The organism is Streptomyces sp. NPDC048269 (assembly GCF_040652395.1).
Taxonomy (GTDB): Bacteria; Actinomycetota; Actinomycetes; order Streptomycetales; family Streptomycetaceae; genus Streptomyces.
Window position 1 is genome coordinate 153234 of the sequence record NZ_JBEZLW010000012.1, and the last position, 16915, is coordinate 170148.

General features: G+C 73.6%; 16 protein-coding genes. 6 read left to right on the plus strand and 10 right to left on the minus strand.

Features of this window, described 5'->3' with window-relative positions:
* Nucleotides 1-102 precede the first annotated feature (102 nt).
* Nucleotides 103-1251 (plus strand): MFS transporter, encoded by a 1149-nt coding sequence (locus AB0D48_RS16640; RefSeq protein WP_362396428.1) that lies wholly within the window; start codon nt 103-105, stop codon nt 1249-1251.
* The gene (locus AB0D48_RS16645; protein ID WP_362396431.1) at nt 1248-2381 is read left to right on the plus strand and encodes a sugar ABC transporter permease; all 1134 of its coding nucleotides are present in this window, start codon (nt 1248-1250) and stop codon (nt 2379-2381) included. The genes AB0D48_RS16640 and AB0D48_RS16645 overlap by 4 nt, the downstream gene beginning before the upstream one ends.
* Here AB0D48_RS16645 and AB0D48_RS16650 read toward each other — a convergent pair.
* Entirely contained in the window at nt 2368-3546 is a 1179-nt protein-coding gene (locus tag AB0D48_RS16650; RefSeq protein ID WP_362396541.1) for an acyl-CoA dehydrogenase family protein, read from the minus strand. The two genes, AB0D48_RS16645 and AB0D48_RS16650, sit on opposite strands and share 14 nt — an antisense overlap.
* A 202-nt stretch (nt 3547-3748) precedes the next feature.
* Here AB0D48_RS16650 and AB0D48_RS16655 point away from each other — a divergent pair, with 202 nt between their 5' ends.
* Both AB0D48_RS16655 and AB0D48_RS16660 read left to right on the plus strand, forming a co-directional pair.
* Nucleotides 3749-5578, plus strand: coding sequence for a CoA transferase (locus tag AB0D48_RS16655; RefSeq protein WP_362396434.1), 1830 nt, complete (start codon nt 3749-3751; stop codon nt 5576-5578).
* Nucleotides 5575-7371, plus strand: coding sequence for a class I adenylate-forming enzyme family protein (locus AB0D48_RS16660; RefSeq protein WP_362396437.1), 1797 nt, complete (start codon nt 5575-5577; stop codon nt 7369-7371). The genes AB0D48_RS16655 and AB0D48_RS16660 overlap by 4 nt, the downstream gene beginning before the upstream one ends.
* 55 nt (nt 7372-7426) lie before the next feature.
* Here AB0D48_RS16660 and AB0D48_RS16665 read toward each other — a convergent pair whose 3' ends face one another.
* The 7 genes from AB0D48_RS16665 to AB0D48_RS16695 form a co-directional block, all read right to left on the minus strand.
* Nucleotides 7427-8224: a zinc ABC transporter substrate-binding protein gene (locus tag AB0D48_RS16665; RefSeq protein WP_362396440.1), complete on the minus strand. Its 798-nt coding sequence runs from the start codon at nt 8222-8224 to the stop codon at nt 7427-7429.
* Complete coding sequence (locus AB0D48_RS16670) at nt 8182-9048, minus strand: metal ABC transporter permease (RefSeq protein WP_362396443.1); 867 nt, start codon at nt 9046-9048, stop codon at nt 8182-8184. The genes AB0D48_RS16665 and AB0D48_RS16670 overlap by 43 nt, the downstream gene beginning before the upstream one ends.
* Nucleotides 9045-9680, minus strand: a complete 636-nt coding sequence (locus tag AB0D48_RS16675) for an ABC transporter ATP-binding protein (RefSeq protein ID WP_362396446.1) — start codon at nt 9678-9680, stop codon at nt 9045-9047. Before AB0D48_RS16675 ends, AB0D48_RS16670 begins: the two co-directional genes overlap by 4 nt.
* A complete protein-coding gene (locus AB0D48_RS16680) occupies nt 9586-10176 on the minus strand; it encodes a DUF2278 family protein (RefSeq protein WP_362396449.1) in 591 nt (196 codons plus the stop codon). Before AB0D48_RS16680 ends, AB0D48_RS16675 begins: the two co-directional genes overlap by 95 nt.
* Nucleotides 10158-11642, minus strand: coding sequence for a caspase family protein (locus AB0D48_RS16685; protein ID WP_362396452.1), 1485 nt, complete (start codon nt 11640-11642; stop codon nt 10158-10160). The genes AB0D48_RS16680 and AB0D48_RS16685 overlap by 19 nt, the downstream gene beginning before the upstream one ends.
* A complete protein-coding gene (locus AB0D48_RS16690) occupies nt 11639-11995 on the minus strand; it encodes a hypothetical protein (protein ID WP_362396455.1) in 357 nt (118 codons plus the stop codon). Before AB0D48_RS16690 ends, AB0D48_RS16685 begins: the two co-directional genes overlap by 4 nt.
* A gap of 163 nt (nt 11996-12158) precedes the next feature.
* Nucleotides 12159-12968, minus strand: a complete 810-nt coding sequence (locus AB0D48_RS16695) for a DeoR/GlpR family DNA-binding transcription regulator (RefSeq protein ID WP_362396459.1) — start codon at nt 12966-12968, stop codon at nt 12159-12161.
* Nucleotides 12969-13104: 136 nt separating this feature from the next.
* Here AB0D48_RS16695 and galT point away from each other — a divergent pair, with 136 nt between their 5' ends.
* Entirely contained in the window at nt 13105-14154 is a 1050-nt protein-coding gene (gene galT, locus AB0D48_RS16700) for a galactose-1-phosphate uridylyltransferase (RefSeq protein WP_362396461.1), read from the plus strand.
* Nucleotides 14151-15365 carry a galactokinase gene (galK, locus tag AB0D48_RS16705; RefSeq protein ID WP_362396464.1) on the plus strand — a complete coding sequence of 405 codons (1215 nt, stop codon included), beginning with the start codon at nt 14151-14153 and terminating at the stop codon, nt 15363-15365. Before galT ends, galK begins: the two co-directional genes overlap by 4 nt.
* On the opposite strand, the gene AB0D48_RS16710 is transcribed toward galK, so the two are convergent.
* Entirely contained in the window at nt 15344-15856 is a 513-nt protein-coding gene (locus AB0D48_RS16710) for a hypothetical protein (RefSeq protein WP_362396467.1), read from the minus strand. The two genes, galK and AB0D48_RS16710, sit on opposite strands and share 22 nt — an antisense overlap.
* A gap of 281 nt (nt 15857-16137) precedes the next feature.
* Complete coding sequence (locus tag AB0D48_RS16715; protein ID WP_362396469.1) at nt 16138-16572, minus strand: hypothetical protein; 435 nt, start codon at nt 16570-16572, stop codon at nt 16138-16140.
* Nucleotides 16573-16915: the final 343 nt, after the last annotated feature.

The window sequence follows — 16915 nt, forward strand, 5'->3', positions numbered from 1 at the left end:
GTGGCGGGGGAGGGGACGGCGACCGCGTCGTCGGCGGGGACGAGGGACGGTGGGGCGGGCCGGTGGCTGACCGCGCTCCTCACCTGCGCCATGGCTTTCTCCATGCTGCAGCTGTTCCTGCTCGGGGCGCTCGGGCCGCGCCTGGTCGACGAGTTGGGGGTGTCGCCCGCGGTGCTGGGGCTGACGACCACGATCGGCTTCGGGACCGCCGCCGTACTGTCCCCGGCGGGCGGCCGGATCGTGGACCGCATCGGCCCGCGTCGCTCCTTGGTGGTCCTGCTGCTGGTCTCCGCCGCGGCGCTCGCCCTGATCGGCGCCGCGCCCGGCACCGGTGTGCTGCTGGGCGCCGTCGCGCTGGGCGGCGGACCGCAGGCGCTGGCCAACCCGGCCACCAACAAGGCCGTCCTGCGCGCTGTTCCGCCCTCTCGGCGGGGCGCGGTGACGGGCCTCAAGCAGTCCGGTGTCCAACTGGGCGCCTTCGCGGCCGGATTGCCCCTGGCGGCGCTCGCGGGCGGGATCGGCTGGCGGGGCGCCGTGTGGACGGGCGCCGGTGCGGCACTGCTCGCCGGGCTGTGGGCGCTGCGCGCACTGCCGGCCGACCCTCCGCCGCCCCCGGCAGGCGCCCGTACGTCGCTCGTTCCGCGCGGAATGGTGGCCTGGCTGGCGGCCTTCTCCCTGTTCCTCGGCGCCGGGATCGCCTCCGTGAACACCTATCTCGCCCTGTTCGGCACGCAGCGCCTCGGCATGGGCCCGACGACGGCGGGCGCTCTGGTCGCCGTCCTGGGCGTGGCGGGGATCGTGGGCAGGGTGAGGTGGTCGAAGGCGGCCCGGCCCGGGCGCGCGGAGTGGCTGCCGGGATGGCTCGCGTGCGGCGCGCTCGGGGCGGCGGTCCTGCTGGGAGCCGCTCTCGGCGCGAGTCCGCTGGTGTGGGCAGGCGCCGTTGCCGTCGGTGTGTTCGCCGTGTCCGGCAACGCCGTCTCGATGGTGCTCGTCATGCAGCGGGCCGCGCCCGGCCGGGCGGGACAGGACTCCGCGCTGGTCGCGGCCGGGTTCTTCGCCGGATTCGCGGTGGGGCCGCCCCTGTTCGGCCTGCTCGCGCAGAGCGGCCGGTACGGGTCCGGCTGGCTGCTGGTGGCGGGGGAGTTCGCGGCGGCGGCAGCGGTCGCGTTCTTCTGGGCCGTACGGGACCGGCGGGGTCAGCGGCAGGACCGGCGGCTCCGGCGGGGTCCGCGGGAGGAGGAGGCGGCGTGAGCGCCGCGACGACCGACGACGACTGGGCCCGCCGCGCGCTGGCCGCCGTCATCGAACGGGTCGCGGTGACCGCGGCCGAAGTGGGCACGCGCTTCCCCTTGTACGCGGGGCCCGGCGACGGGCGGTGGACGACGACCGGCCGCGGTTCGTGGACGGGCGGGTTCTGGGCCGGTCTGCTGTGGCTGCGCGCGCGGCACACCGGTGACGCGGCCGACCGGCGGGCCGCCGCCGCGTGCACGGCCCGGCTCGCGCCGTGGGTGGACGCCGACACCGCCACCCGCGGGCTGATCCTCTGGTACGGGACCGCCCCGGCCGGGGACGACCCCGGAGCCACCGCCCTGCGCGAGCGAGCCGCCCGTGCCTGCCTGTCGGCCTGGGATCCCGGACTCGGGCTGCTGCCCTGGGGGAACGCGCTGGGCGGGCCGCGCCTGCTGGCCCGCGCGGACGGGGTGCCCGGTACGGTCCCGCTCCTGGCCGGCGCCGGGCCGCAAGGGGCCGCCGCCGCAGCGGCCCATCTCCACCGGCACCTCGACCTCTGCCTCGGCGAGGACGGGCCGCCGCACCGCTCGATGCGGCCGGCCTGGCGTTTCGACGAGGGCGCGGGCTGGCAGCCGTGCCCGGATCCGCCGCCGGGCTGGAGCCGGGGAGCGGCCTGGCTGCTCCTCGCGCTCGCCGACGCCCTACTGCGCCCGGAGGTCGCGCGGACCGGCCGGGTCCGGCTCGACGGAGCCGCCGAACAACTCCTGGCCGAGGGAGGCGGATCGGCCGGACCGCTCGTACCTCCCGCCGGCGCGTCCCGGCCGGACGGGCCCCTCGACACCTCGGCCGCAGCGATCACCGCGGTCGCCCTGCTGAAGCTCGCGCAGGTGCCCGGCCCGCGGGCGGCGGCGTACGCGGACCGGGCCGCGGCGGTCCTTCGCCGCCTCGCGAGGGCCCATCTCACCGGGCCCGGCCCCTGGCCCCGTCCGGGATCCGGCCCGGGGACCAGCCGCCCGGCCGGGATGCTGCTGGACGGCTGCTACGACGCCGGGAAGGAGCTGGCGGTCCGGCACGAACTCGTCTGGGGCGACTTCTTCCTCGCGCTCGGGCTGGCCGCGCTGGAAGGAGCCGTCGACATCACCCGCGTGTAGGTCCTGCCCCGCCGGGTTCCCGGCCGCCGTGCTCGCGCAGGACGCGGCGGGCCACGGAGGTGATGTGGAGCTCGTCCGGGCCGTCGAGGATGCGGGCCGCCCGGCCGGTACGGAAGAGCGCGGGCAGCGGGGTGTCCGGCCCGAGCCCGGCGGCGCCGTGCACCTGGATGGCGGAGTCCGCGACCCGCTGGAGCATGCGGGAGGCGGCGACCTTGGCCAGCCCCACCTCCGTGCGCGCGTCCTGCCCGGAGCCGATCAGGGCCACCGCCTCGTGGACGAGCGGCCGGGTGGTCCGCAGCGCGAGCAGGGCGTCGAAGACGTGCTGCTGGACCAGTTGGTGGCCGGCGAGCGGTCCCCGTGATCCGCGTCGGGTGGCGGCCCGTTCGCACATGAGGTCGAAGGCGCGCTGGGCTTGGCCGAGCCAGCGCAGACAGCGCAGCGTACGGCCGAGCTGGAGCCGCTCGCCCGCGAGGGAGAGAGCGCTGCCGGGCTCGCCGAGGAGATGGTCCGCGGGCACCGGGACCCGGTCGAGCGCGATCTCGTACTGGCCCGCCGTGCCGAGCACGGGAAGACCGCGGACCACCCGGAAGCCGGGGGAAAGGGTGGGCACCAGCAGCAGGGACAGCCCCTCGCGGTCTCCGGTGGATCCGTCCGTGCGGGCCATGACGGTCACCAGGTCGGCCTCCGCCGCGCCGGAGGTGAACCATTTTCGCCCGGTGACGACCCAGCTGCCGTCCGGCCGGCGTTCCGCCCGGGTGCCGGTCAGGAGGGGGTCGGTGCCCGGCACGTCAGGCTCGGTCATGGCGTAGCAGCTGCGCAGCTCCCCGGCGACCAGGGGTTTCAGGTACTCCTCGCGGACCCGCGGCCCCCCGTGCCGGGCCAGCATCGTGACATCGAGCAGGGGTGCCGACCCCAGCGCGGCGGGGCCGTGATCACTGGCTCCCTCGGCCTCGGCCAGCTCGGCGTACGCCTCGAAGGTCAGCCCGCCGCCGCCCAGTTCCGCCGGGAGCGGCAGCGCCCAGAGTCCCTCGCTCCGGGCCTGGCGGCGCAGTTCGGCCAGGGCGGCGGCCGCCTCGGGGCCGCCCGCGTCCAGTACCGATTCCTGCGGGATCACCCGGGTACGGACGAACCGGTCCACCCCGGCCCGCAGCTCCCCCTTCTCCACCGTGTGTGGTGCGCAGCCGATGACGGGGGCCGGGTCCGGTCCTGTCACTGCTCTCCTCCTCGTTCCCGCCCGTTCCCGGGAACTCGTGGGAACGGCTGTCCGACTCTCTGTCCGTGGAACTGGTCGGGTGCGGAGGCTCCCGGGTTCCCCGCGTTCCGTAAGACCCGGGCGACGGCCACCGCCGCGCCAGGAGAGGAGAGGCATGGCGTCACCAGCAACCACGCAGACGGTCCGGCCGCTCGACACACTGCGCTTCGACACCTCGGGGCCCCCGCAGATCACCAGCGTCGTCACCGACCACCTGCGCATGCTCGGCGCACGAACGGACCACCCCGGCCGGGGAGAGGGCGCCGCCACGGGCGGCATCACGCTCGACGGAGGCGACTTCGCGCCGGTCCACGCGCTCGCCACCTGGGCGGATCCCGGGAGCGGACTCGCCGACGAGGCCACGGTGCAGGCCGCCACCGGCATCATGGCCGTGCACGGCCGCAGGGACGGCAGCCCGCGCGGCCTGGCCGCCGACTTCGCGGCCACGGCCACCGCCGTCCTGACGGTGCAGGGGCTGCTCGCGGGTCTGGTGGGCCAGGCCCGCGGCGGCGGCGCCGCCGGCCACGTGACCACCAGCGCGGGCCGGGCCGGACTGCTCACGGTGTCCCAGTACCTCGCCGCTGCCGGAGCCGACGAAGGTGAGGAAGCCGAACTCGCCCCGGGGGGACCTCCGTTCACCTCCTCCGAGGGCGTTCTCTTCGAGCTGGAGACACTCGATCCGGGTGCCTGGGCCGGCTTCTGGCGGGCCCTGGAGGCACCCGCCGATGCGATCCGGAAGGGCTGGCGGCCCTTCCAGTTCCGCTACGCCACGGCCTGTGCCCCCCTCCCGGCGGCCCTGCACACGGTGACGCGTGCCCACGGCTGGGCCCGGATCAGCCAGGCGGCGGCCCGCTCCGGAGCCCAGGTGTGCGCCCTGCGCACGCTCGCCGAACGGGCCGGTGAACACGACGGCGCCGCCCCCTGGTCCCTGACCCCGCTGGGTTCCGGGCCCGTGATCAGCAAGCCGGGCCCCCCGACACCGGGCCCCCCGACACCGGGCCCCCCGACACCGGGCCTCCCGACACCGGGCCGTCCGCTGGCCGGACTGACCGTGCTGGAGGCCGGCCGCCGGATCCAGGCACCGCTCGCCGCCCACCTGCTGCGTCTGCTCGGCGCCGAGGTGATCCGGATCGAGCCGCCGGGCGGTGATCCGCTGCGCGGAATGCCCCCGGCCTGCTCCGGAACCTCGGCCCGCTGGCTCGCTCTCAACAGGGGCAAACAGGCCGTCGAGATCGACATCAAGGCGGAGGGGGACCGGGCCCGGCTGCGGGAGATGGCGGCGCAGGCCGACGTGTTCCTGCACAACTGGGCGCCGGGCAAGGCCGCCGAACTCGGACTCGACGCCGAAGACCTCGCGCGGGTCAACCCGGCGCTGGTCCACGCCTACACCAGCGGATGGTCCGGCCGGCTCCAAGACGCCCCGATGGGAACCGACTTCATGGTTCAGGCGCGTACCGGGGTCGGCGAATCCGTCCGCCCCGAAGGCGAGCCCGCGGCCCCTTCGCTGATGACCCTGCTCGACGTGCTCGGCGGACTGCTCGGCGCCGAGGCCGTACTCGCCGGACTGCTGCTGCGTGAGCGCACCGGCCGCGGCGTACGGGTGGACTCCTCCCTCCTCGGCGCCGCCGACACGCTGACCGGTCCCGCTGTGCGCCGGGCGGCCCGGGGTGAGAACCCCCGCATGCCCGCCGGCTTCCGGCAGCCACTGCCGACGGCCGACGGCTGGATCGCCCCCACCGACGCCTGCGCCGCCGCGGTCGCCGCGTACGACCTGCGCGCGCTGGCGACCGACGAAGCCCTGCGGCAGCTGCACGACCACGGACTGACCGCGACCGCCGTCACCACCGAGCTGTCCGACCTGCACCGCGACCCGCGTTTCGCAGGCTCCATCAGCCGCGACGCGCACGGCGCCCCCGCAGTTCCCGACCCCTGGAGCTTCGCGTGACCGTCGAACTGCACGACCTGTTGCCCGCCGCGCTCCGCCGCTCCTGGGTGGTCGACGGCACCTGCCCGGACCTCGATCTCTACAGCCTCTTCCGGGCCCGTCAGATCGCCGACCTGCACCGGACCGCCGTCCTCGATGCCAAGGGCGCGCTCTGCTACACCGCGCTGGACCGCAAGGTGCGGTGTCTGGCCACCGGTCTCGGAGACCTCGGCATCCGCCCGGGCGACGTCGTCGGCGTGCAGCTCCCCGGCAACCGCAATGCCGTCATCGCCGATCTGGCGCTGGCCGCCCTCGGGGCGATCGCCCTCCCGTTCCCCGTCGGCCGGGGCACCCTGGAGGCCGAGTGCCTGCTGCGCCGGGCCGAGGCGGTCGCCGTCATCGCCGCGACCGAGCACCGCGGATTCCGGCACGCGGAGGCGCTGCTGACCCTCGCGGGAACGCTGCCGGCGCTCCGCCACGTCGTTGCCGCGGGCCCGGGCACCGCACCTGAAGGAACGATTCCGTTCACGCGGCTGCTGCGCTCCGACCCCAGCGGGTTCGTCCCCGCCCGGCCCGACCCCGACAGCGCGGCACGCATCCTCGTCTCGTCCGGCTCGGAGGCCGAGCCGAAGATGATCGCGTACTCGCACAACGCGCTGGCCGGCGGACGGGGGAACTTCCTCGCCTCCCTCATCCCTGACCGGACCCCGCCGCGCTGCCTCTTCCTCGTACCGCTGGCCTCCGCCTTCGGTTCCAACGGCACCGCCGTCACCCTCGCCCGGCACGGCGGGACCCTCGTCCTGCTCGACCACTTCACCGCGGAGGCGGCGGTCGCGGCCGTACGCGCGCACGAGCCGACCCACGTCCTCGGCGTTCCCACCATGGTCCGCATGATGCTCGAACGCCTCGACGAGACGGGCGAGAAGCTGCCCGCGCCCACCGCGCTGATCCTCGGCGGAGCGCCGCTCGACGAGACCACGGCCGCGGGCGCGGCGCAGGCTTTCGGCTGTCCGGTCGTGAACCTCTACGGCTCCGCCGACGGGGTCAACTGCCATACCGGGCTGGGCCAGACGGTCCCGCCCACTGATGGTGCGGGTGTGGTCGCGGGCCACCCCGACCCCCGGGTCGCCGAGATCCGCATCGCCGACCCCGACACCCACGAACCGCTGCCCGACGGGGACATCGGGGAGATCATCTCGCGTGGCCCCATGACCCCGCTGTGCTACGTGGGCGCCCCCGACCTGGACGCCCGGTACCGGACGCCCGACGGCTGGGTCCGCACCGGCGACCTGGGCTATCTCGACACGGACAGCGTCCTGCACGTCGTCGGCCGCCTCAAGGACATCGTCATCCGTGGCGGCGCCAACATCAGCCCCGCCGAGGTGGAGCGCGAGCTCACCGCGCACCCCCGGGTCCGGGACGTGGTCTGCGTCGGCGTCCCCGACCCGCTGATGGGGGAGCGGCTGGCGGCCTGCGTGGTGGCGCGCGGCGGGCGGCCTCCCACCCTGGCCTCGCTCGGCGACCACCTGAGCGGGCGCGGGCTGGAGCGGCGCAAACACCCGGAGCGGCTCCTCGTACTCGATGAGCTGCCGCTCACGGCGGCCGGTAAACCGGACCGGGCGGCGCTGCGCGAGCGCCTGACGGAGAGCCGGACGGAGAGCCGGACGGATGGCGTGACGGAGAGGCTGACCGAGCGGCCGGCGGATGGCCCGACCGAGAGCCCGACCGAGCGGCGTGCGGACGGCGTGAGCGAGAGCGTGCCGCAGTCGCGCAGCGGCGCGGGCGCCGAGGTCCCGCTCGCGAAGGCGGGATGACGGCGGGGCCCGGCGGCTCCACGCCGCCGGGCCCCGTTCTCCTGGTGCCCTCCGCTCAGGAGGTGCCCATGGCCTTCTTCAGCTCGGCGGCCGCGTTGCGGTAGACCGGCAGCAGGTCGAGGTCCTCGCCCGGGTAGTTGACGATCTTCACCTGCCTGGCGCCCGAGTCGGGCAGGACCGTGCCGGTGGACATGTGCGCGTTGTCCAGCACGAGTGCGGGCTTCTTCGCGGAGAGCTCGGCGAGCTGCGCCGGGGTCACGGCCTCGGGCCCGTACGTGCCCACCGTCGTGGCGCCCGACAGCTTCGCCGACCACGCCGTGAAGACCTGGGTCACCACCGAAGGGCTCTTGCCGTCCGGCCAGGCGGCCCGGAGCTCGTTGTTCAGCTGCGCGTACTCGGTGTCGAAGCCGGTCTTCCACCGGACGGCCGCATCCTCGGTGCCGAACAGCTTCCCCAGCTCGGCGACTTCGGCGGTCACCTTGTCGGGGTCGTTGTCGAGGTTCACCTCGACCAGCTTCGCCCGGGAGCCGGCCGCCTCCTTGATCTTCGCGGCGTACGGCTCGAAGGGCGCGTACAGCACGAAGTCGGCCTCGGCCACGGCGGCGAGGTCCGAGGGCTTCGGGTCGTAGTCCGGGGCGTGGTGGACGGACTGCGGCACGATGACCTTGATGTCCTCGGCGCCGGCCGCCTTCGCGAAGGCGCCCTCCCATGTGGTGGTGACGACCACGACCGGCTTCCCGTCGTGCTGGTGCTTGCCGGCCCCGGACGAGGCGTCGTTACCGCAACCGGCGGCCAGGAAGAGCGCCGCGCTCAGTGCGAGGAGGGCATGGATACGGCCGCGGGTGCGCGCCATGAGCTGATTCTCCGTTCGGGTACGAGATGGACGGCGAGGACCAGTACCCCCGCCGTCAGGACGAGGACCGGCCCCGGCGGCCAGTCCAGCCACAGGGCCAGGAGGAACCCCGTCAGATTCACCGCGACGCCGATGCCGACCGCCCAGAGGGTGATGGACTTCAGCGAGCTGCCCAGGCGGCGCGCGGCGAGTGCGGGCAGCAGGGTCAGGGCGTCGACGAGCAGAGCGCCGGTGAGTTTGATCGCCCCGGCGACCGCGACGGCGACCAGGACCAGGAGCGCCGCGGTCAGTGCCCGCACCGGGACGCCGGAACACTGGGCGAGCTCACGGTCGTACAGCAGCAGGGCGATCTCGCGCCGCCGCCACCAGAACAGGGCGGGTACGACGACGGCGAGTACGCCCAGCACGACGAGGTCGGGGGTGCCGACGGACAGGATCGAACCCCACAACAGGGCGAAGGCGCCGGAGGCGTTGACCCCCGACACGGCCAGCACGAGCAGCGCGGCGGCGATGGCCAGACTCATCAGCAGGCCCATCGCACCCGACAGCCCGTCCGGGGTGCGGGCGAGCGGTGCGACGCCCGCCCCGGCCAGGGCGCAGGCCACCAGCGCGCACAGCACGGGGTCGAGTCCGGTGAGCAGGCCGACGGCGATGCCCAGCAGCGCGACGTGCATCATCGCGAACCGGACCGGCATGATGTCGAGCCCGACGATGACCACCCCGATGACCGGCAGGCCGATCGCGGCCAGCAGCAGGGACAGGCCGGCCCGCTGCACGGGCAGCAGTTGGAGGAGCGTGCCGAGATCGGCGGTGGCGAGGGTCACCGGACCTCCCGCAGCCGGCCCGCGGCCATCTCCAGTACGCGGTCGCAGCGTTCCGCCAGCGCGCGGTCGTGGGTGACCACCACGAGGGTCACCGGCAGGGAGGTGAGGACGTCCGCGGCCTCCGACTGGCCCTCGAAGTCGAGGGCGGCGGTGGGCTCGTCGGCCAGGAGCACCTGGGCGCCCGAGGCCACGCACCCGATCGCCCGGGCCAGGTACATGCGCTGCAACTGGCCACCGGAGAGGGTGTGCAGGGGCCGCCCGGTCAGCGGACCGACCCCGAGCCGGTCCGCGGCTTCGGCCGCCTCCGCCGGAGCGCCGCCGGCGGCCAGCAGTTCGGCGCCGAGGAGGGGGAAGCGGCCGGCGGCGGGCTTCTGCGGGATCCAGGCGCAGGCCCGGCGCCGCCACGCCCACTCGGCGGGCGAGCGGGTGTCCCGGCCGCCGACCACGATCGAGCCCGTCACCTGGCGGTGCAGGCCGAGCACGGCACGAAGCAGCGTGGTCTTGCCCGAGCCGTTGGTCCCGGTCAGCGCCACGTGCTCACCGGCGGCAATCTCCAGATCCACGTCGGCGACGGCCTCCACCCGGCCGTGCCGGCAGGTGACCTCCCGCATGCGCACATCCAGCCCGCCCATCACACGCCCCTCGCTCGTCCACTGCGGCGTGGGAAGCGGGGCTCCGCCTCCCACGCCGCAGTAGTCGGATGCCGGGCGCCCGGGGTTCCCGCTGGGGGCAACCCGTTTCCGTACGGGTTACAGGCCGGCGGCCGGGCGGCCCGGGAGTGGCGCAGTGCGCAACGAGCCCAGCGGGTAACGAGGTTGGGCGCCGGGCGGGCGGACTCCGCAGCGGCTCGCGGTCGCTGGTCGCCGGTGACGACTCTTGCGCGCTCAGACCGGGTGGCCCGTCGGAGTCCGTGTGGTCCTTCTGGCTGGAGAACTTGTTCAGGAACACGTCGTACCGGCCGTCGGGTCGGCGGGTGTGGGTCGCGCCGTCCTGCCGGATGCCGTTCTCCTCCCACCGGTCGCTGCCGTGCGGGTCGCCCTGGTTCTGGTGGATGTTGTGCATGCCCATCAGGGCTCGGCCATGCGGATGCAGGGGCTGCCGGGCTGCCGCTATCGCTCCATCAGGCATGCGTGCGGCGTGAACGGTCTCGCGTCGGGGTGGTGGTTCTCGACGAGGCAGGGAAGACCGGTCGTACTGCTCACCGACAGACGGGGCTTCTGCATCTCCATCCCGGACTGGAGCTCCCGGTAGATGTCCAGGGCGTTCAGGTGAGCGGGTGCGCCGGGTACTCCCTCACGCAGCACCTTGGCCAGCGTCGTGTTGAACCCGCTGTGGAGGAAAGCGGCTTCACGGGGCCCGCAGGAGGAGATGACCGTGCAGTCCTCCAGCCTGGCGGCGCCGATCATCACCGACCCGGCGTGGGAGCAGTCGAGGAAGAGAACCACGTGCGCCCGGGTGCGTCCGACGGTCCCGAGCAGGTCGGAGATGTTGACCTGCGACCACGGCTCCGAGGCGAGCGAGTCGCGGGCCGCGACGTACAGCTCTCCGGTGTCACTCAGGTCTCCATGACTCGACACGTGGACGAGCAGGAGATCCTCCGCCTCCTCCCCCGCCCTGACGAGCGTCCGCATGATGCGGTCGCGGCTGACGTTCTCGAGGACGGAACAGTGGTCCGGCGCGAAACCCGCTCCTGGCGGTTCCACCAAAGCGTCTCGGAGTTCGGCGATGTAGCTCTCTTGGAGATCGGGGAAAGCCGGGTCGTCGAAGCGGAACGATTCCACGATGACGGCCCGGGACCGGGACATGTTCAGTCGCTGCGGATGGTCCGGAGAGCCGGTCCCGGAGGCGTGCGCGACATTCCTGACGATCACTGTCCGGTTGGCGCTGTGCGTGTTGTACTGCTCGGGCAGCGGCCAATTGCTGCGGCGCATGCGCTGCCGGGTCTCCTGGTAGAGAGCCTCCATGGAGAGCCCCGCGCCGACTCCGGGAATTCCCTCGCCGATCACATCCAGCAACGTCCCGGTGAAGGCCGTGTACGTGGCGCCGATCGGCGCCTTGGCCTTCTTCGTGCCGGACGTGGCGGTGAGGACGTAGACGCCCTCCGCCTTCAACTGGTCCGAGATCTCCGAAGCCTCGTTGCTCATGAGGTCCTTCGCGCCACGGCCACTGAAGCAGCAGTCCAGGACGATGATCTTGACCGGCGCCGGTGCTGTTTTGACCACATCGGCGACATAGGCGAACGGGAGGGTCGTCCATGCCCTCCCCGGATCGCTGTCACGAAACGTCAGATGCAGTTCGGACTGGCTTCCCACGAGCACGCCGTGGCCGGAGTAATAGAAGAGGAGGACGCCTTCCGCGCCCTTCGCGGATTGCTCCAGGGTGGCCATCGCGTCGGCGGGCCGGGCGTCCGCGTCCACCACGGCCACGCGTTCCGCGGGAAAGCCGACGATCGCGGGGTCCGACAGGACCGACCCGAAGCGGAGGACGTTGTTGGGGACGGCAGGCAGATCCGGGAGCCTGTCGTGCTCGAACGCATCGATCCCCACGAGCACGGCGCTCGACTGCGACAGGTCCGGGAAGTCGTCCGGGATCACTTCTCCTGGATCTCCCGGAGGATCGACTCGACGACCGCCTCGGCGTCGTCCACGTCGGCGCTGTCGATCTCCACCTCGGTGTTCCCTTGCCGCACGCGGATGCGCGTGCGCCGGCCACGGGACTCCAGCCAGACGCCCACGGCGGTCACGACGGCGACCAGAACCCCGTCCGGCTCCAGCAGGATCTGAACGGCGTCCGCCAGGGGCCCGAGTTCGTCCGGCCGCGGCTCCGACTCCAGTACGTCGACGGTGGCCTTGGCCTCACGTACGTCCGCGTCCCGCGCCAACCAGTCGGCCAGGCTCCTGACCTCCGCCCCCGTCGGATCGGAATCCACCCGAACCTCGAACTCCATGACCGCTCCTCCCCGTTCATCTCCCACGTAGGCGCGACCGTACCCCCGCCGCAGCGGGAAGGCGGCCGGTTCCCCGAAATTGGATCACTGTGCCGCGCCGCACGGCGGTGGGGCCGGGATGCGCCTGAGCAGCGGCTCATCGGGACCGGCCCGGGCGAGCGGCTCAGTCTTCCTCGCCGGCGACGAGGAGTTCGCCCACCGTGTCCGCGAGGACCGCGCGGGCCGGGGCCGGCATTGCGGCGTCGGTGACGAACCAGTCGGCCCGGTCCAGTGCGGCGAAACCGCTGAGCCCGACCACCCCCCACTTGCTGTGGTCGGCCACGACGGCGACCCGTCGTGCCGAGGCGACCAGGGCCCGGTTGGTCTGGGCCTCCATGAGATTGGGGGTGGTCAGCCCCGCCTCCTCCGCCACCCCGTGCGCGCCGAGGACGAGCAGGTCCACGTGGAGGGAACCGATCACCAGGTCGGCGAGCGGGCCGACCAGCGCGTCCGAGGGGGTCGGGGAGCCGCCGGTGAGCAGCAGGGTCGGGGCTCCGGCCCCCGGATCCCGGCCGGCGGCGCGCACCAGCTCCGCCACCGGAAGGGAGTTGGTGACGATCGTGAGTCGCGGGACGCCGAGCAGCCGGGCGGCGACCGCGTGCGCGGTGGTTCCGCCCGAGACCGCGACCACGCTGCCCGGTTCCACCAGGGCCGCGGCCGTCTCCGCGATGGCGGCCTTGGCGGCGCCCTCCAGATCGGACTTGGCGTCGAACCCGGGCTCGTGGCCGCTGGCCCCGACCGCGGCGACGGCCCCGCCGTAGACCTTCTCCACGGCGCCGCGCCGGGCGAGGGCGTCCAGGTCCCGGCGGACCGTCATGTCCGAGACGCCGAGCCGCCCGACCAGGTCCGCCACCCGTACCGCGCCGTCGCGCCGGACCGCGTCCAGGATCAGCGCACGCCGCTGGTGGGCCAGCTGGGCAGCCTGCTCGGCCACGTTCGACTCCCGGGATCGGCAAATCCGGTCAGAAGGCAGCAAGATAGCACAGCAATATTGTGGGAGTCTGGGGAAGTGTGCGGGTGGGCTCCTATCGTGCTGGTGATTGATGTTGGGGTCTGTTTATTCTTGGCGGGTGAAGAAAACACGCGCGAAACTCGCGGACGGCCGCGAACTGATCTACTTCGACGCCGACGAGAGCGCCGTACGCGAGGCGCCCGACCTGCGTCCGCTGGACCGCGTGCACAGCCACCCGGAACTGCGGCGGGACGAGGCGACCGGCGACTGGATCACGATCGCCTCCCACCGGCAGGGCCGCACCTACCACCCGCCGGCCGGTGAGTGCCCGCTCTGCCCCTCCCGGGACGGCCGGCTCGGAGAGATCCCCGCCGCCGACTACGAGGTCGCCGTCTTCGAGAACCGCTTCCCCTCCCTCGCGGGCGCGGCCGGCCGCTGCGAGGTCGTGTGCTTCACCCCGGACCACGGGGCCCGCTTCGCCGACCTCACCCCGGCCGCCGCCCGCCTGGTGCTGGACGCGTGGACCGACCGCACCGCGGAGCTCTCGGCCCTCCCGGGCGTCGAGCAGGTGTACTGCTTCGAGAACCGGGGGACCGAGATCGGGGTGACGCTCGCCCACCCGCACGGCCAGATCTACGCCTTCTCCTTCGCCACGCCCCGCACCGCCAAGATGACCGCCGCCGCGGCCGCCCACCGCGCGGCCACCGGCCGCAACCTCTTCGAAGACCTGCTGGCGGGCGCCCGGGCCGCCACCGAGCGTGTGGTGACGGCCGGGGAGCACTGGACCGCTTTCGTGCCGTACGCCGCCCGCTGGCCGTACGAGGTGCACCTCTATCCGCACCGTCGCGTCCCCGACCTGACCCGCCTCACCGAGGCGGAGCGGGCCGAGTTCCCCGGTATCTACCTGGACCTGCTGCGCCGCTTCGACCGGCTCTTCCCCGTACCCGGACAGCCGGAGGGGGCGGCTCCCACGCCGTACATCTCCGCCTGGCACCAGGCGCCGCGCACCGACGGCGCGGAACTCGCCCTGCACCTGGAACTGTTCACGGTCCGCCGGACCGCGGACAAGCTGAAGTTCCTCGCCGGGACGGAGTCCGGCACGGAAGCCTTCATCAACGACGTGGCCCCCGAGGCCGCCGCGCGGCGACTCCGGGAGGCCCTGTCGTGAACCGGACGGACCAGTGCGACGATGAGAACCGGGCGGCGGACCGGGTCGCGGACGCCTTCCGACAGCTCTTCGGCGGCTCGCCGGACGGGGTCTGGGCGGCGCCGGGCCGGGTCAACCTGATCGGCGAACACACCGACTACAACGACGGGTTCGCCCTCCCGATGGCCCTCCCGCAGAGCACCCTGCTCGCCGCCCGCAGCCGGGCGGACGGACGGCTGCGGCTGCACAGCGCGCAGGGTGACGGCCGGATCACCGAGCTGGCCGTGGCCGCGCTGGCCCCCGGCACCGTGCCGGGCTGGGCCGGCTACCCGGCCGGCGTGGTCTGGGCACTCGCCGAGGCGGGGCACCCCGTCGGGGGCGCGGACCTGCACTTCGACAGCACGGTGCCCACCGGCGCCGGACTCTCCTCCTCCGCCGCGCTGGAGTGCGCGGTCGCCGTCGCGTACGACGAGCTGTACGGGCTGTGCCTGCCCGGGCCCGCACTGGCCCGGATCGCCCAGCGCGCGGAGAACGCCTTCGTCGGCGTTCCGTGCGGGATCATGGACCAGATGGCGTCCGTCTGCTGCACCGCCGGGACCGCCCTCCACCTCGACGCCCGGAGTCCGGAGCGCCACCGGCACGTGCCGTTCGACCTGCGGGGCCAGGGGCTGCGGCTGCTGGTGATCGACACCCGGGTCAGCCACGACCTCGGCGACGGGGCGTACGCCGCCCTGCGCGCGGGCTGCGAACGCGCGGCCGCCCTGCTCGGCCTGCCCGCCCTGCGCGACCTGCCCGAAGGGGAACTCGCACGGGCCCTGGACGCCCTGCCTGCGGAACTGGCCCCCCTGGTCCGCCACGTGGTCACCGAAAACGCCCGCGTCGGCGAAGCCGTCTCCCGGCTGCGGGAGGGGAACGCGGCAGCGCTCGGCCCGATCCTCACAGAGGGCCACGCCTCGCTCCGCGACGACTACCGCGTCTCCTGCCCGGAGACCGACCTCGCCGTGACCGCGGCGCTGGACGCCGGGGCGCTCGGCGCCCGGATGACGGGTGGCGGCTTCGGCGGCTCCGTCATCGCCCTGGTGCGGGCCGGCCAGGAGAGCGCGGTGGGCGGCGCCGTCACGGCCGCGTTCGCCGCCGCCGGCCACCGCCCCCCACACATACTCGCCACCACCCCCTCCGCGGGCGCGCGCCGGCTCGAGCCCGAAAGCCGTCAGCAGCCGCCGCAGTTGTAGTAGAGGACGTCCCAGTGGCTGCCTTCGTCGGCGTAGACGTTGCCGGAGCCGGACCGCCACATCGGCGCGCCGTCGCCGCGGACGCCGATGTACGTGAAGGTGTTCTTGATGTAGTTGGTGAGGCACGTGCCCTTCGCGTAGTCGAGCTTGTAGCCGTTCCAGTGCGAATACGTGCCGCTCGCGTGCCCGGTCTCGGTGCCGCCGGTGATGTTGAGGGCGCATCCGGTGGCGCGCTTGAGGGTCTGCGCGCCTTGCGCGGTGGCGAGGTTGAGCTGCTCGAAGGACGTACAGGTCGGGTTGTTCCGGTCGGAGCAGTTGCCGGACGACGACCATGTGATGCCGACCTGCCGGAACATCGAGGTCGCGGTCGCATGGCTGATCTTGGTGGTGGCGGCGTGGGCACCGGTCGTGGCGACCAGGGCCCCGAAGCCGGGTGCGAAGAGAGCGCCGAGGACGAGGGCGAGAGCGGTGAGGACGGAACGGGTCTTCACTGAACGGCCTCCTGCGGGTGACGGCCGGTCCGGTGGACCGGGACGGGGCGGTGCAGGTGGTGCGTCGAGCACAGCGATGGTGCCCGACAGCCGGGCGTGAAGGCCAGAGGGCCTCGCCCTCACCGGTCATCGGGGTGTGCGACCGTTCGCCGCGCCATGGCGCGGTGAGGTGAGGAGAACGGCAGAGACGCCCGAAAGGCCGTGGGCCTCTCCGGCGTCTGCTGTCCGGTGGGGTGGCTCGCCGGGATCTGCTCCCCGGGGGTCTGCGGGACCGTCGCCGCTCAGTGGGCGAGCTTCGCCTTCAGGTCCTCCTTGAGCTGGTTCTTGATCACCTGCTTGACGACCTGGCTCACCGTGCCGCCCGTACCGGTGCCGTCGCCGCCCACGGAGGTGGCGTCGCCGGAGTTGATGGCGTCGGCGCTGGCGTTGCCGCCGGTGGCGGCACCGGTGGTGATCGTGCACCCGCCCGTGCATTCGCCCACACCGGAATTGGCCCGTCCGCCGGTGGCCGTGCCGCCGACCGTCGTGTTCCCGGCGTTGGAGTCGCCGCCGACGCCGAGGCCGTCGGCGCTGTCGCCGGGGGCCAGGGTGACGGCGTGCTGAGGGACGGCGGCCGGCGCGGCCATCGCGGTCGCCGGCAGGGCCATGCCGCCACCCACCAGGGCCAGGAAAGCTCCGGCCAGAACAATACGGCGGGTCGAGAAACGCTCGAACATAAGAATTCTCCATTCGATGTAAAAGTGGGGTTCGTATCCCTCGGGAGTTCCCCCATGAGGGCGTGCTTCAAGTGAAAAACGCGAGATCGCGTGCGTCACGACACTCGAATACGTGGCTTGACGCCGAAAACCGATCTTGGTAAAGACTCCGCCGTACCGGATGGCGTGCTTTTCCGGGCTCGTCCCCGGGCACTCGTGTGGATCACTGGATAGACTGGTAGGGAAGGCGGCCTTGCCGCGTCGACGGCGCGTCCGAGCCGCCTCAGTCGAGGACGGGGTCGGCATGATCGGCACGTTCGCCCACGAGCACCGCAGCGGCGCTGTGCCGCCTTCGGGCCGGCCG